The sequence below is a fragment of the Micromonospora sp. WMMD729 genome (assembly GCF_049315225.1).
Classification (GTDB): domain Bacteria; phylum Actinomycetota; class Actinomycetes; order Mycobacteriales; family Micromonosporaceae; genus Micromonospora.
Genome location: NZ_CP186059.1, coordinates 4,770,613 through 4,784,672, shown reverse-complemented (window position 1 = coordinate 4,784,672; position 14,060 = coordinate 4,770,613). Strand labels below are relative to the sequence as shown.

At 73.0% G+C, this 14,060-nt stretch carries 15 protein-coding genes; 10 read left to right on the top strand and 5 right to left on the bottom strand.

The features are described 5' to 3' along the window. Window positions 1-24: 24 nt before the first annotated feature. The gene (locus ACN263_RS21735) at window positions 25-1,455 is read left to right on the top strand and encodes an RNB domain-containing ribonuclease (protein WP_422736197.1); all 1,431 of its coding nucleotides are present in this window, start codon (window positions 25-27) and stop codon (window positions 1,453-1,455) included. 76 nt (window positions 1,456-1,531) lie between these two features. Next, a complete protein-coding gene (gene npdG, locus ACN263_RS21730; protein WP_422736196.1) occupies window positions 1,532-2,230 on the top strand; it encodes an NADPH-dependent F420 reductase in 699 nt (232 codons plus the stop codon). On the opposite strand, the gene ACN263_RS21725 is transcribed toward npdG, so the two are convergent. Continuing rightward, a complete protein-coding gene (locus tag ACN263_RS21725; protein ID WP_422736195.1) occupies window positions 2,191-2,652 on the bottom strand; it encodes an Imm32 family immunity protein in 462 nt (153 codons plus the stop codon). The two genes, npdG and ACN263_RS21725, sit on opposite strands and share 40 nt — an antisense overlap. Window positions 2,653-2,921: 269 nt before the next feature. Between ACN263_RS21725 and ACN263_RS21720 the strand changes: the two genes are divergently transcribed. From ACN263_RS21720 to ACN263_RS21710, 3 genes are read left to right on the top strand one after another with little or no spacing between them, the layout of a single operon-like run. Continuing rightward, window positions 2,922-3,350 (top strand): hypothetical protein, encoded by a 429-nt coding sequence (locus ACN263_RS21720; RefSeq protein WP_422736194.1) that lies wholly within the window; start codon window positions 2,922-2,924, stop codon window positions 3,348-3,350. Between the two features lie 23 nt (window positions 3,351-3,373). Further along, window positions 3,374-3,571, top strand: coding sequence for a helix-turn-helix transcriptional regulator (locus ACN263_RS21715; protein WP_422740779.1), 198 nt, complete (start codon window positions 3,374-3,376; stop codon window positions 3,569-3,571). Then, the gene (locus tag ACN263_RS21710) at window positions 3,568-4,545 is read left to right on the top strand and encodes an NAD(P)-dependent alcohol dehydrogenase (protein ID WP_422736193.1); all 978 of its coding nucleotides are present in this window, start codon (window positions 3,568-3,570) and stop codon (window positions 4,543-4,545) included. The genes ACN263_RS21715 and ACN263_RS21710 overlap by 4 nt, the downstream gene beginning before the upstream one ends. A 102-nt stretch (window positions 4,546-4,647) precedes the next feature. Here the strand turns inward: ACN263_RS21710 and panB are convergent, their stop codons facing one another. Further along, window positions 4,648-5,493, bottom strand: a complete 846-nt coding sequence (panB, locus tag ACN263_RS21705) for a 3-methyl-2-oxobutanoate hydroxymethyltransferase (RefSeq protein ID WP_422736192.1) — start codon at window positions 5,491-5,493, stop codon at window positions 4,648-4,650. Window positions 5,494-5,673: 180 nt separating this feature from the next. Continuing rightward, window positions 5,674-7,431, bottom strand: a complete 1,758-nt coding sequence (locus ACN263_RS21700) for an NAD+ synthase (protein WP_422736191.1) — start codon at window positions 7,429-7,431, stop codon at window positions 5,674-5,676. A 237-nt stretch (window positions 7,432-7,668) separates the two neighbouring features. On the opposite strand from ACN263_RS21700, the gene glnA reads away from it, so the two are divergent. The 4 genes from glnA to ACN263_RS21680 all read left to right on the top strand — a co-directional run bounded on the left by glnA (window position 7,669) and on the right by ACN263_RS21680 (window position 10,952). After that, window positions 7,669-9,018 carry a type I glutamate--ammonia ligase gene (gene glnA, locus ACN263_RS21695; RefSeq protein WP_421472446.1) on the top strand — a complete coding sequence of 450 codons (1,350 nt, stop codon included), beginning with the start codon at window positions 7,669-7,671 and terminating at the stop codon, window positions 9,016-9,018. 100 nt (window positions 9,019-9,118) lie between these two features. Next, the gene (locus tag ACN263_RS21690; protein WP_355051479.1) at window positions 9,119-9,544 is read left to right on the top strand and encodes a DUF350 domain-containing protein; all 426 of its coding nucleotides are present in this window, start codon (window positions 9,119-9,121) and stop codon (window positions 9,542-9,544) included. A 45-nt stretch (window positions 9,545-9,589) separates the two neighbouring features. Next, a complete protein-coding gene (locus tag ACN263_RS21685; protein ID WP_422736190.1) occupies window positions 9,590-10,282 on the top strand; it encodes a helix-turn-helix transcriptional regulator in 693 nt (230 codons plus the stop codon). A gap of 301 nt (window positions 10,283-10,583) precedes the next feature. Continuing rightward, window positions 10,584-10,952, top strand: a complete 369-nt coding sequence (locus tag ACN263_RS21680; protein WP_422736189.1) for a VOC family protein — start codon at window positions 10,584-10,586, stop codon at window positions 10,950-10,952. Between the two features lie 318 nt (window positions 10,953-11,270). Here ACN263_RS21680 and ACN263_RS21675 read toward each other — a convergent pair whose 3' ends face one another. Beyond that, on the bottom strand, window positions 11,271-11,825 hold the full coding sequence (locus ACN263_RS21675; protein WP_422736188.1) for a hypothetical protein: 555 nt from the start codon (window positions 11,823-11,825) through the stop codon (window positions 11,271-11,273). Window positions 11,826-12,003: 178 nt separating this feature from the next. Here ACN263_RS21675 and ACN263_RS21670 point away from each other — a divergent pair, with 178 nt between their 5' ends. Continuing rightward, window positions 12,004-12,882: a virginiamycin B lyase family protein gene (locus ACN263_RS21670; RefSeq protein ID WP_422736187.1), complete on the top strand. Its 879-nt coding sequence runs from the start codon at window positions 12,004-12,006 to the stop codon at window positions 12,880-12,882. 231 nt (window positions 12,883-13,113) lie between these two features. Here the strand turns inward: ACN263_RS21670 and ACN263_RS21665 are convergent, their stop codons facing one another. Next, a complete protein-coding gene (locus tag ACN263_RS21665; protein WP_422736186.1) occupies window positions 13,114-14,049 on the bottom strand; it encodes a S66 peptidase family protein in 936 nt (311 codons plus the stop codon). Between the last annotated feature and the right edge of the window lie 11 nt (window positions 14,050-14,060).

Below are 14,060 nucleotides of genomic sequence, written 5' to 3'. Positions count from 1 at the left end.
CGGCGGCAATGTCAGGATTGACCCGTGGTCATCCGACGCGTACTCGCCCCCCGCATCGACTTCGGCGCGCTGCGCCGCGAGCTCGGCCTGCCCGAGGACTATCCGGCCGCGGCGCAGCGGGAGGCCGACGCGGCGGCCGCCACGCCGCCCCGGCCGACCGTCGACCGCACCGACATACCGTTCGTCACGGTCGACCCGGCCACCTCCCGTGACCTGGACCAGGCGATGCACCTGGCCAGTCGGCCGGGCGGCGGCTACCGGGTGCGGTACGCGATCGCGGACGTGGCCGCGCACGTCCGCCCGGGCGGCGCCCTGGAGGAGGAGACCTGGCGACGCGGGCAGACGGTCTACCTGCCCGACGGCAACGTGCCGCTGCACCCGGTGACGCTCAGCGAGGGCGCGGCGAGTCTGCTGCCCGACGACGACCGCGCCGCCGTGGTGTGGACCATCGACCTGGACGCCGACGGCGGCACCGTCGCCGTCGAGCTGGAGCGCGCCCTGGTACGCAGCCGGGCGAAGCTCGACTACACCGGCGTGCAGGCGGCGTCCGACGCCGGTCGGCTGCCCGAGCCGATCGCGCTGCTGCCCGAGATCGGCGACCGGCTGACCGCCCGGGGACTACGCCGGGGGGCCATCAACCTGCCGCTGCCCGAGCAGGACGTGGAGCCCGACGGCGACGGGTGGCAGCTGGTGCTGCGCGGGCCGGCGCCGATGGAGGAGCACAACGCCCAGATCTCGCTGCTGACCGGAATGGCCGCCGCCGACATCATGCTGGCCGGCCGTATCGGTCTGCTGCGGACGATGCCCCCGCCGAAGCCGGAGGCGGTGCAACGCCTGCGGGCGGCCGCAGCCCCGCTGGGCGTGCGCTGGCCGGACGGCGCGAGCCCCGGCGAGGTGATCGCCGGGTTGGACGCCGCGCAGCCCCGGGCCGCCGCGTTCATCGACCAGGCCGCCGAACTGATGCGTGGCGCCGCGTACACCGCCTTCGACGGCAGTCGTCCGGAGCAGCCGGAGCACGGTGGGGTCGCGGCCGCGTACGCCCACGTCACGGCGCCGCTGCGGCGCCTGGCCGACCGGTACGCGACAGAGGTCTGCCTGGCTCTGCACGCGGGCCGGGAGGTGCCCGACTGGGCGCGCGCCGCGCTGCCCCGGCTGCCCGAGGTGATGGCCAGCACCGACCGCACCGCCTCGGCGGCCAGCCGGGGCGCGGTCGAACTGGCCGAGGCGGTGCTCCTGGAACACCGGGTGGGGGAGACCTTCGACGCGGCGGTGCTCGACGTCGACACCCCTCCCAACGGCAAGTCCCGGCCGCGCCCGCCCGGCGGAACGGTGGCCCTGGACGCCCCGCCGGTCCGCAGCCGCTGCCTCGGCGACCTGCCCCTGGGCGAACGGGTCCGGGTCCGCCTGGTCACCGCCGACCCGGCGACCCGCACGGTGCTGTTCGAGCTGGCCTGAGTCGTCAGGCGTCGGGTCGCGCGGGTCACAGAGGCTGGCGACTCTGGCGCGCCCGGCGGTTTGCGAGGATGGGTCCATGGCATACGACGCGAGCACGCTGCCCGACGTTTCCGGGCTGACGGTCGGCATCATCGGCGGCACCGGCGACCAGGGGCGCGGCCTCGCCTATCGACTCGCGCGGGCCGGGCAGACGGTGCTGATCGGCTCGCGCTCCGCCGAGCGGGCCGCCGAATCCGCCGCCGAGATCGCCGCGCTGCCCCGGATGCCCGCCGACGTGCGCATCAGCGGCGCGGCCAACGACGAGGTGGCCCGCCGCAGCGACGTGGTGATCATCGCGGTGCCGTGGGACGGGCACGCCGCCACCGTGGCCGCCCTCGCCGAGCCGCTGGCCGGCACGATCGTCGTCGACTGTGTCAACCCGCTGGGCTTCGACAAGCAGGGCCCGTACGCGCTCACCGTCGCCGAGGGCAGCGCCGTCCAGCAGGCCGCCGCGCTGCTGCCCGACTCCCGCGTCTGCGCCGCGTTCAACCACGTGAGCGCGCCACTGCTGGCCGACCCCGAGGTCGACCGGATCGACCTCGACGTGCTGATCTGCACCGAGGACCGGGAACTCGTCGACATCGTCGGGGCGCTCGCCGCCCGGATCCCCGGGATGCGCGGCATCTACGCCGGCCGGCTGCGCAACGCCCACCAGATCGAGGCGTTCACCGCGAACCTGATCGCCATCAACAAGCGCTACAAGGCCCACGCCGGCATCCGCGTCACCGACCTCTGACGATCGGTCTCGGTGGGCTCGTCGCCCTCGTGGCGGTTGCTTGGTCGGCGTCGGGGCATTCCGCCGTGCGGACTGGTGAGGATGAGCGGCACGCTGTGCGGTGCCAGGAACTCGTGGCCCTCGACGTACTCCAGGTGGACGTGGCCGCCGTCATCCATGGCGGCCACATCGCGTAGCAGGTCGGCGAGGACCGATCGACACTCCGCACCACCGCGGACGGTGAGATAGCCGCGCTCGTCGACGCCGATGGCGACGGTGCCGTCCGCCGGGACTACGAGGACACCCCGCAGGTGTCGCGGTTGAGCCGGCTGTCCGAGGTTCAGCTCACCCCCGCTCGCCATAAGGTCGGCGAGGCGATCGAGGCTCGTCCGGTCACTCGTGATGGCGACGCCTTCGGCGGGGGAGTAGTAGTCGAGTTCCATCGGGCAACCGTAGGCGCCGCGACCGGAGCGGGTGATCCCACGGAGTCGTGGCATGCGCGACGTTTCTGGCCGGGGGAGCGTCGCACGCCCGGGAACTGTCAACCGCAGGCGGTCGCGCAACCAGACCGCCGTCGACGACGCGCCCTGTGCTCGGGCCGTGCCCAAACCAGTCGTCGTGATCAATGTCGTCGTGTAAAACTTTCTAGACATGATGTCAAAGACGCCATACCATGAGCGTGTCAAGAATTCTTTACACGTAGGAGGCGGTCGTGACACACGAGGAGAAGCGCGCCTGGATCATGCTGGTGGTCAGCGTGGTGGGCTACGCCGTCTACGCCGCCGTCGTCCTGAACCGGGCCGACGGTGGCCCGCTCACCGCCACCCCGTACGCCGCGGCTCTGCTGTGGACGATCGGCGGGGCCGTCGTCGCGAGCATCGTGGCCGAGATCGCGATGGGTGTGGTCAACCCGGGCGCCTCCCGGGCCAAGGACGTCCGTGACCGCGAGATCGGACGGCTCGGTGACCACGTCGGCCAGGCGTTCGTGGCCATCGGCGCGTTGTCGGCGATGCTGATGGCGCTGGCCGAGTGGGACTGGTTCTGGATCGCCAACGTCATCTACCTGTGCTTCGTCCTGTCGGCGGCGGTCGGCTCGCTGGCCAAGGTGATCGTCTACCGCAAGGGTGTCCCGCAGTGGTGAAGCCGACCCGCGTCACGAACAACATCCGCGCGCTGCGCTTCGCGCACGGCGAGATGACCCAGGCCGAGCTCGCCGAGCGGATCGGCGTGACCCGGCAGACCGTCATCGCCATCGAGCAGAGTCGCTACTCGCCGTCGCTGGAGATGGCGTTCAAGATCGCGCGTCTGTTCAACGCACGCCTCGACGACGTCTTCCAGTACCCCGAGGAGACGACACCATGAAGGCCATCGTCCAGGACAACTACGGCCCGGCCGACGTGCTGCGCCTCCGCGACATCGACCAACCGACCGTGCGGGACGACGAGGTCCTCGTCCAGGTCCGCGCCGCCGGGGTCGATCCCGGAGTGTGGATCTTCATGACCGGTCGCCCGTACCTGGCGCGGCTGGCCAGCGGGCTGCGCCGGCCCCGGGTGCCGGTGCGCGGCCGGGACCTCGCCGGGGTGGTGATTGCGGTCGGCCCTCGGGTCACCCGGTTCCGGCCCGGCGACGAGGTGTTCGGCACCTGTCCACGCGGCTCGTACGCCGAGTTCGCCAGCACGCCGGAGCGGCGGCTGGCCCGCAAACCGGCCAACCTGTCGTTCGCGCAGGCGGCCGCCGCGCCGGTCTCCGGGATGACGGCGCTGCGTGCGGTCCGCGACAGCGGCGCGGTGCGCCGGGGACACCGCGTGCTGGTCATCGGCGCATCCGGCGGCGTCGGGTCGCACGCCGTACAGCTCGCCAAGGCGTACGGGGCGACGGTCACCGCCGTCTGCGCGCCGACCAGGGCCGCGTTCGTCCGCGCCCTCGGCGCCGACGACGTCCTCGACCACACCAGCGAGGAGATCGACCGCGGTGGCCCGATCTACGACGTGGTCATCGACACCGGCGGCGATCGGCCGATCTCGCTCCTGCGCCGCGCCCTCACCCCGCACGGGACACTGGCGCTGGTCGGCGGCAGTTACACCAAGGGTCCGGTGCTCAGCGGCTACGGCCGGCAGATGTTCCGGGCGCCGCTGCTGTCCCTGTTCGTCGGTCAACGGCTGCGGAGCGTGAACGCGGTCGAGCGCACCAGGGACCTGGAGGAGCTGGGGAAGCTCATCGAGTCGGGGGCGCTCACCCCGGCGGTCGACCGCACCTATCCGCTGGCCCAGGCGGCGGACGCGATCGATCACCTCCGGTACGGTCACCCGGCGGGGAAGGTCGTCGTCACCATCTGACCCGGCGGTCGCCGCGACCCGTGCGGCCACGGCGACCGGGACCAGGACGGGACCGGGCGACGGGGGTGGACGCGACCCCCGCCGGCCCGGGCCGCTGGACTACTAGAAGGTGTGCTCGGCGGCGGGGAACTCGCCGCCACGGACCTCTTCGGCGAAGCGTCGGGTGGCGTCGGTGAGGACGTCCGCGAGGTCGGCGTAGCGCTTCACGAAGCGCGGCGCCTTGCCGGTGCGCAGGCCGGCCATGTCCTGCCAGACCAGCACCTGGGCGTCGGTGTCCGGGCCGGCGCCGATACCGACGGTGGGAATGGACAGCTCGTGGGTGATCTGCTTGGCCACCGCACCCGGCACCATCTCCAGCACGACCGCGAACGCGCCCGCCTCGGCCACCGCGCGCGCGTCGGCCAGCACCTCGTCGGCCGTGTCGCCCCGGCCCTGCACCCGGTAGCCACCCAGGGTGTGTTCGCTCTGCGGGGTGAAGCCGATGTGCGCCATCACCGGGATGCCGGCGCCGACGATCGCGGCGATCTGCGCGGCGCAGCGTCGGCCGCCCTCCAGCTTCACCGCGTGGCAGCCGCCCTCCTTCATGAACCGGACGGCGGTGCGCAGCGCCTGGGTCGGCCCCTCCTCGTAGGAGCCGAACGGCAGGTCACCGACGACGAGCGACTGCCTCGTCGCGCGCACCACGGCCCGTACCAGCGGCAACAGCTCGTCGGCGGTGACCGGCAGGGTGGTCTCGTAGCCGAACACGTTGTTCGCCGCCGAATCGCCGACCAGCAGCACCGGTACGCCGGCCCGGTCGAAGATCCCCGCCGTGTACTGGTCGTACGAGGTGAGCATCGGCCACCGTTCGCCGCGCTCCTTGGCGGCGATCAGGTCGCGGGTGCGGACCCGACGGGTGGCCGGTCCGCCGTACAGCGCGGTCACCTCGTGCGGAGTGGACTCGATCATGACTGTCTCCCTTCCTCGAGGCCGCCTGCGCGGTCCCCGGGCTCCGCCGATCGTCGCACCGCGAGGCGGGGCGGCGGCAGGGCGCAGTGCAAGATGTCACTCCGCGCTCGCCGGGCGGCGGGCCCGCCGGTGGGCCGCCGGGCCGCAGCACGGCCCGGCAACCCCGCGGGGGTACGACGCTCAGCCGTGCTCGCGCCACCGGTTCGTGATCGGCAGTCGACGGTCTCGGCCGAACGCCTTCATAGAGATCTTCGTACCCGGCGCGGACTGGCGTCGCTTGTACTCGGCGGTATCCACCAGTCGCAGCACCTTGTCGACCACGGCCGGGTCGTGGCCCGACTCGACCAGCCCGTCCCGGCCCAGGTCGCCGTCCACGTAGCCGATGAGGATCGGGTCCAGCACGTCGTAGTCGGGCAGCGAGTCGCTGTCGAGCTGGCCCGGGCTCAGTTCGGCGCTCGGCGGCTTGCCGATCGAGTTCTCCGGGATCGGGGCGGTCTCGCCACGACGGGCCGCGTCCGCGTTGCGCCACTTCGCGAGCCGCCACACCAGCGTCTTCCAGACGTCCTTGATCGGGTTGAAGCCGCCCACCGAGTCGCCGTACAGCGTGGAGTAGCCGACCGCCAGCTCGCTCTTGTTGCCGGTGGTCAGCACCAGGTGGCCCTCCTGGTTCGACAGCGCCATCAGGATGACACCGCGTACCCGGGCCTGGAGGTTCTCCACGGCGATCCCGGACAGCGAGAGGTTCGCCAGGAAGGCGTCCACCATCGGCTGGATCGGCTCGACGCGGTAGTCGAGCCCGGTGCGCTTGGCCAGGTCGGCGGCGTCCTCCCGGGAGTGCTCGGAGGAGTGCTGGCTGGGCAGCGACACGCCGACCACCCGGTCCGGGCCGAGCGCGTCGACGGCGAGGGCGGCCACCACCGCCGAGTCGATGCCGCCGGAGAGACCCAGCACCACCGACGAGAACCGGTTCTTGTTGACGTAGTCGCGCAGGCCGAGCACCAGCGCGTGCCAGACCTCGGCCTCGTCGGCGACCGGCTCGATCCGCCCGCCGGTGACGGCGGGACCGGCCGGCGCGGGCGGGATGGCGTCCACCGTGTGGTACGCCACCCGCATGCCGTCGGCGATGCTCTCGCCGCCCGGGGTCGTGGTCGCGGCCGGCAGCTCGACGTCGTGCACGAGCAGGTGCTCGACGAACTGCGGGGCGCGGGTGAGCAGCTCGCCGTCCGGAGTGACGATCATCGAGTCGCCCTCGAAGACCAGCTCGTCCTGGCCGCCGATCATGTTCACGTACGCGATGGTGGCGTTCGCCTCGGCGGCCCGGCGGCGGACCAGCGGCAGCCGGATGTCGTCCTTGTTCAACTCGTACGGCGAGCCGTTGATGTTGACCACGAGGCCGACGCCCGCCTGCCGGGCGGCGGCGAACGGCCCGCCGGCCTGCCACAGGTCCTCGCAGATGGTCAGCGCGACGTCCACCCCGCCGATCCGCACGACGGTCAGCTCGTCGCCGGAGACGAAGTAGCGGTCCTCGTCGAAGACGCCGTAGTTGGGCAGGTGGTGCTTGAAGTAGCGGGCGACCACCTCGCCCCGGTGCAGCAGCGCGGCGGCGTTGCGGGCCCCGCGCCCCGGCTCGGCGTCCCCGCTGACCTGCGGCGGCCCGTCGGCGTCCAGGTAGCCGACCACGACCGGCAGGTCACCGAGACCATCACCGGCGAGGTCGGCGGCGAGCTGCCGCAGGGCGGCCTGGGACGCGGCGACGAAGGACCGCCGGAAGACCAGGTCCTCGACCGGGTAACCGGTCAACATCATCTCCGGGAAGAGCACCAACTGGGCGCCGGCGTTGGCGGCCTGACGGGTCCAGCTGCGGACCAGGTCGGCGTTGCCGGCGAGGTCGCCGACGGTCGGGTTGACCTGGGACAGGGCGAGACGCAGGGTGGGCATGCCCTCATCTTGCCCCAGCTTCGGCGGAGCAATCCGTACCCTCGGACGAGACGACGGCCACGCGCGGACGCCGCGCGGGCGTCACGCCGCATCGGTACCGCTCGCCGGGCGGGACACGAGGGGACGGGCGGCGGCGGTTCGCGTAACGTCTGCGTAACCAGGCCCGGGAACACTGGGCGGTCAGGTCGGGCGCAGCCCGGCCAAGGCGGACAAAGAGTGTCGCGAGGGGTTGGGGAAGTGGACCGTCAGCAGGAGTTCGTCCTCCGTACGCTGGAAGAGCGGGACATCCGGTTCGTCCGGCTGTGGTTCACGGACGTGCTGGGCACGCTCAAGAGCGTCTCGGTGGCGCCCGCGGAGTTGGAAGCGGCCTTCGAGGAGGGCATCGGCTTCGACGGCTCGGCGATCGAGGGCTTCGCGCGGGTCTTCGAATCGGACATGGTGGCGATGCCCGACCCGACCACCTTCCAGGTCTTCCCGTTCGAGGGTGGGGTCAGCGGCGAGAGCGCCCGGATGTTCTGCGACATCCTGCTGCCCGACGGCGGCCCCTCCTGGGCCGATCCCCGGCACGTGCTGCGCCGCGCGCTGTCCAAGGCGGCCGAGAAGGGCTTCACCTTCTACACCCACCCCGAGATCGAGTTCTTCCTGCTGGAGAACGGTCCGCAGGACGGTTCGGTGCCCACCCCGGTGGACACCGGCGGCTACTTCGAGCACACCACCCACGCGGTGGCCCGCGACTTCCGCCGCCAGGGCGTGCTGGCGCTGGAGCGGATCGGCATTTCGGTAGAGTTCAGCCACCACGAGGTCGCGCCCGGCCAGCAGGAGATCGACCTGCGGTACGCCGACGCGCTGACCACCGCCGACAACATCATGACCTTCCGGCACGTGGTCAAGGAGGTCGCTCTCTCCACCGGCGTGCAGGCCAGCTTCATGCCCAAGCCGTTCACCGACCAGCCCGGCAGCGGCATGCACACCCACCTGTCGCTGTTCGAGGGCGAGCGCAACGCCTTCCACGACGGTGGCGACCCGATGAAGCTCTCCAAGGTGGCGAAGTCCTTCATCGCCGGCCTGCTGATGCACGCCCGGGAGTACACGGCGGTCACCAACCAGTGGGTCAACTCGTACAAGCGGCTCTTCCCGCAGCACCTGCCCGACCGGATCACCGAGAGCCCGGCGTACGTCTGCTGGGGTCACCTGAACCGGTCCGCGCTGGTCCGGGTGCCGGCGTACGGCAAGCCGAACTCGGCCCGGGTCGAGGTCCGTTCGCTGGACTCGGCGACCAACCCGTACCTCGCCTTCGCGGTGCTGCTCGGCGCCGGCCTCAAGGGCATCGAGGAGGGCTACGAGCTGCCGCCGGGGGCCGAGGACGACGTCTGGTCGCTGAGCAGCGCCGAGCGCCGCGCCATGGGGTACGAGGCGCTGCCGGAGAACCTCGCCGAGGCGATCGACGTGATGGCCGAGTCCGAACTGGTCGCCGAGGTGCTGGGCGAGCACGTCTTCGACTTCTTCCTGCGCAACAAGCGGGCCGAGTGGGAGCAGTACCGCCGCGAGGTCACCCCGTACGAGCGGCAGCGTTACCTGGCGCTGTAGGGCACGGCGTCGGCGCGGGGCTGACGCGCTTGCCCGCTGCCGCTATCGTCTCGATCACCGCGCCGGTACCCCTTCCGGGCGGAGAGTCGGGAGGCAGTCGGTGCTGGAGGACCTGCTCAGCGGTGCCTGGCAGAGCGTCGTGTTCGGGATCGTGGGCGTCGGGCTCATGGCGGCCGGGTTCGGGCTCGTCGACCTGCTGACCCCGGGGCGGCTGCGGGAGCTGATCTGGGTCGAGCGCAACACCAACGCGGGGCTGCTGCTCGCCGCCAACCAGCTCGGCATCGCCGGCATCGTCTTCACGGCGATCCTGACCAGCTACAGCGACTTCGCCAAGGGGCTCGCCTCGACCGTGGTGTTCGGGCTGGTCGGGCTGGCCATCATGGCGTTGGCGTTCTTCGTGCTGGACCTGCTCACCCCGGGCAAGCTCGGCGAGGTCATCTGCTCGTCCGAGCCGCACCCGGCGGCCCGGGTCAGCGCCGCCACGCATTTCGGCGCGGCGCTGATCGTCTGCGCCTGCATCGCCTGAGCGCGTCCTGCCGGGGCGTCGTACCCCGGTCGTAGCGTGCCGGGTGTGAACCGTACGGACCGTCTCTACGCGCTGGTCGAGGAGCTGCGGGCGGTGTCGCCCCGGCCGCGCAGCGCCCGCTGGCTGGCCGTCCGCTTCGAGGTGAGCAGCCGGACCATCGAACGGGACATCGGCGCACTCCAGCAGGCCGGGGTGCCGATCTGGGCCGAGTCGGGGCGTACCGGCGGCTACGTGCTGGACCGCGCCCACACCCTGCCGCCGGTCAACCTGACCGCCGCCGAGGCGGTCGCGATGGCCGTGGCGCTGCACCGGCTCGCCGGCTCGCCGTTCGCCGGTCCGGGCGCCACCGCGCTGCGCAAGCTGCTGGCGGTGCTGCCGGCCGCCGACGCCGCCGAGGCGCACCGGCTCGCCGGCCGGGTGCACCTGATCGGCGACGGGCCGGCCACGCCCGTCCCGGCCACCGTCGCCCACGCGGTCGCCGCGCGGCGGGTGCTGCGCCTCCGGTACGCCGACCGCACCGGCGTCGACTCGCTCCGGGACGTCGAGCCGCTGGGCTACCTGGGCAACTCCCACCACTGGTACCTGGTGGCCTGGTGCCGGCTGCGGGACGAGGCGCGCTGCTTCCGTACCGACCGGATCCGCGAAGTCGAGGCCCTGCCACAGGTGGTGGTCCGGGAACTCCGCCTGGCGGACCTGGACATCCCGCACGAACGGCTCCGCGCGTTGAGTCTGGTCTGAGGGCGCGGCCCGGGCGGTGTGCGGGCGCGGCGGTGTGCGGGCGCGGCCTGGGTGGGGCGATGGCGTGGTCCGGGGGATGAGGGGGGCGTGGTCTGGCCGGTGTGCGGGCGTGGTCCGGCGCTGGTGTGCGGGCGTGGTCTGGGCGGTGTGGGAGCGCGGCCCGGCGCTGGTGGTGAGCGCGTGGCCTGCGCGGTCCACCCGGCCGGGTGATCCGGAAACACCGACAGGACGGTGTCGCGGGCGGCGTCGAGACTGCACCGGAAGCCGGCCGAACGGCCGGCTCGGGAGACCTGGAGGCAGCATGTCCGCGACGCCCATCACGTGGTTCGAGATCGGCACCGACCGGCCGGAGGAGGCGGAGCGTTTCTACGGCGACCTGTTCGGCTGGACCTTCACGGAGGAGGGCGGGCCCACCGGTTCCTATCGGACGACCGGGGCCGGTGGCGACACCGGGATCGGTGGGGCGATCCGGGCAACGGACGGCTCGGCGCCGAACTACACGATCTTCTACGCCGAGGTCACCGACGTGGCGGAGACCTGCCGACGGGCTGAGGCGGCCGGTGGTCAGGTGCTCGTACCGCCACGGACCACGCCGACCGGGCTCACGCTGGCCCGTCTGATCGACCCGACCGGCAATCACGTGGGCGTGTTCACGCCCCCGTCCGCGTAGGGCTGACGCTCCCGTCCGCAGGGCTGAGGCCGGCGAGCGGCTGCCCTGCGGCCGGTGCCCTGGGGCCGGTGCCCTGGGGCCGGTGCCCTGCGGCCGGTGCCCTGGGGCCGGCCAGCGGCAAGATCGACTCCAGGTCGCCGATGTGGCGGTGTCCGAGTGCGACGGACACCGCCACATCGGCGCAGCGGAGTGGATCAAACCGGGCCGCCTGGGCCGCCTGGGCCGCAGGCCGGGCCGGCGGCGCTGATCAACTCGACGTCCTGGAAGTCGGGGTATCCGGGGCCGCCGGACACCCCGACTTCACGGAAGTCGAGTGGATCAGGCCGGGCCGCCCTGTCCGGCCGGGCCGCCCTGTCCGGCCGGGCCGCCCTGTCCGGCCGGGCCGTCCTGTCCGGCCGGGCCGTCCTGTCCGGCGGGGCCGGCGGGGCCGCCGTGGCCGAGTGGGCCGCGGTGGCCGCCCGGGAAGCCGCCCGGGCCGCCCGGGAAGACGCCGGCCTCGACGGCCTTGGTGATGGCGTCGGCCTGCTCCTGGGTGAGCTTGCCGTCCTTGACGGCCTGGTCCAGCCGCTGCTTCAGCGCCGCCTTGCGGTCCTCGGCGGACGGTCGCTGCGGCCGGTCGGCCGGCCGGTGCTGCTCGCGGATCTTCTCCAGCGCGGCGGTCACCTTGTCGGTGGGCACGCCGAGCTCCTTGGCGAGATCCTCGGCGAACTGGCCCTGCCGGTCGGCCTTCGCCCCGGGCCCCGGGGCGGTGCTGGCGCTCGGCGTCGGCGTGTCGGCGGCGAAGGCGATCGTCGGGGCGGCGATCCCGACGCCGAGGACGCCGGCGGCGGCCAGCCCGGCCAGCAGGTGCTTCCTACGGATGGTGCGGGACATGCTCTCCTCCAGAAGGCTAGGTGATGCGCAATGCCGTCACCGACAGTGACCGGCAAGCCTGGGCGGGACCCATGGCGAACCTGTCAGCGGGCTGACAATCGACGGCGGAAATCGGTTGTGCGGTCGCTTGTCGGGCGGTCAGGGTCGGTACGCCGCCGACGAAGGGACGTACGCCGAGATGACAGTCGAGATCCGGGAGATCGCGTTCGCCGAGCCGGGCGCCGGCCCGTACGGCATCACGCTCGGGCCCGACGGCGCGCTCTGGCTGACGCTGGTCCATGGCGGCGGCATCGCCCGCCGGGACGCGGACGGCTCGGTCCGGACCTACCCGCTGGAACCCGCCGGCGGCCGTCCGTTGATCATCACCACCGGCCCGGACGGGGCGCTCTGGTTCACCCGCTCCGGTGATGACCGGATCGGTCGGATCACCGTCGACGGCCAGCAGCGCACGATCGCGCTACCGCCGGAAACCGGGCCGGGCGGCATCGCGGCCGGACCCGACGGGGCGCTCTGGTACGCGGGGATGACCTCCGACACCATCGGCCGGGTAACCACCGACGGCGAGGTGACCACCTTCCCGCTGCCGGTCAGCGGTGCGTTCCCCTCGATGATCACCGCCGGCGCGGACGACGCCCTCTGGTTCACCCTCAACCGCGCGAACGCGATCGGCCGGATCGCCCTCGACGGCACGGTGACGCTGTACCCGTTGCCCACCCCGGATGCCGGGCCGGTCGGCCTCGCCCTGGGCGCGGACGGCGCCGTCTGGTTCGTGGAGATCACCGCCGGCCAGGTCGGTCGGATCGACCCCGGTGGCGCGATCGTCGAGTATCCGCTGCCGGACCGGGCCGCGCGCCCGCACGCGATCGTGGCCGATCCGGCGGGTGGGGCCTGGTTCACCGAGTGGGGCGCCAACCGGATCGGCCACCTCGACCCCACCGGACGATTCGAGAGCTACGCCCTGCCCACCCCGCAGTCCGAACCCCACGGCATCGTCCACACCCAAGACGGAGTCTGGGCAGCCCTCGAAACCGGCCCCCTAGCCCACCTACCCCACTGACCCATACCCCTGCGGCCCCCGGCCGGCGGCCCCCACCCGCCGGCCCCCGGCCCCCCCGGGCCCGCCGGCCCTCGGCTCCCCGGGCCCGCCGGCCCGGTGATCAAGAGGTCTGCGTCAGAGTTCGGCCCGGAAATGACGCAAACCTCTTGATCACCGGGCCGGGCCGGGGCCGGCCGGGGCGGGCGGGTCGGCCCGGCCGGGCGGGCGGGGGTGGGGGTGGGGGAAGGGGGGTTATTGGACTGCGGGGGTGACGGTCAGGGTGTTGGTTTCGGTGTCCAGCAGTGCTTCGGTGCCTACCGGGACGGTCAGTTGATCCTGGCCGTGGCCGATGGGGAGGCCGCCGAGGACCGGTACGCCCAGGTCGCCGAGGCGTTCGGTGAGCACGTCGACGATCGTGGTGTCCCAGCCGTCGCCGCAGTCGGTGAACTGCCCGACGGCCACCCCGGCCAGCCCGTCCAGCGCGCCGGCCCGGCGGAGGTGGGTGAGCATCCGGTCGACCTTGTACGGGGGCTCCTGCACGTCCTCGATCAACAGCACCGCGCCGGTCAGGTCGGGCAGGTCGGGTGTGCCGATCGACGCGGCGATGAGGCACAGGTTGCCGCCGAGCAGGGTGCCGGTGGCGCGGCCCGGGACGCGTACGTCGAAGGTCTCCTCGGTGGGTACGGCCTCGACGGTCACCGGTTCGGTGGTCATCAGCGCCGCGTGCAGGGACTCGGCGGAGCGCAGCGGGGTCCGCTCGTCCCGCCAGGCCGCCCCGGGGCCGTGCACCCCGGCCAGTCGGGCACCCCGCCAGAGGGCGAGCTGCAACGCGGTGATGTCCGAGAAGCCGGCCACCACCTTCGGGTCGCGGCGCACGGCCGCCATGTCGATGGCGTCGACGATCCGCTGGGCGCCGTAGCCGCCCCGGGTGCAGATCACCCCCCGGATCGCGGGGTCGGCGAACGCCGCGTTCAGGTCGGCGGCGCGCAGGTCGTCGGTGCCGGCGAGGTAGCCGTGCCGGGCGTACGCGTTCGGGGCCGGTATCGGGCGCAGACCCCAGCCGGTGAGCAACTCCACGCCCCGGGCCACCCGCTCCGGGGAGGTCGGTCCGGACGGCGAGACGAGCAGCACCGTGTCACCCGGACGCAGGACGGGCGGACGGACGGCGGCGGTCTCCTCGTTGATCACAACAGCAGAGC

Bases quoted from the DNA above. Each gene is read 5' to 3' on its own strand.
- npdG (WP_422736196.1), top strand. From the start codon at position 1,532: ATGGCATACGACGCGAGCACGCTGCCCGACGTTTCCGGGCTGACGGTC.
- ACN263_RS21725 (WP_422736195.1), bottom strand. From the start codon at position 2,652: ATGGAACTCGACTACTACTCCCCCGCCGAAGGCGTCGCCATCACGAGT.
- ACN263_RS21710 (WP_422736193.1), top strand. From the start codon at position 3,568: ATGAAGGCCATCGTCCAGGACAACTACGGCCCGGCCGACGTGCTGCGC.
- panB (WP_422736192.1), bottom strand. From the start codon at position 5,493: ATGATCGAGTCCACTCCGCACGAGGTGACCGCGCTGTACGGCGGACCG.
- ACN263_RS21700 (WP_422736191.1), bottom strand. From the start codon at position 7,431: ATGCCCACCCTGCGTCTCGCCCTGTCCCAGGTCAACCCGACCGTCGGC.
- ACN263_RS21680 (WP_422736189.1), top strand. From the start codon at position 10,584: ATGTCCGCGACGCCCATCACGTGGTTCGAGATCGGCACCGACCGGCCG.
- ACN263_RS21675 (WP_422736188.1), bottom strand. From the start codon at position 11,825: ATGTCCCGCACCATCCGTAGGAAGCACCTGCTGGCCGGGCTGGCCGCC.
- ACN263_RS21670 (WP_422736187.1), top strand. From the start codon at position 12,004: ATGACAGTCGAGATCCGGGAGATCGCGTTCGCCGAGCCGGGCGCCGGC.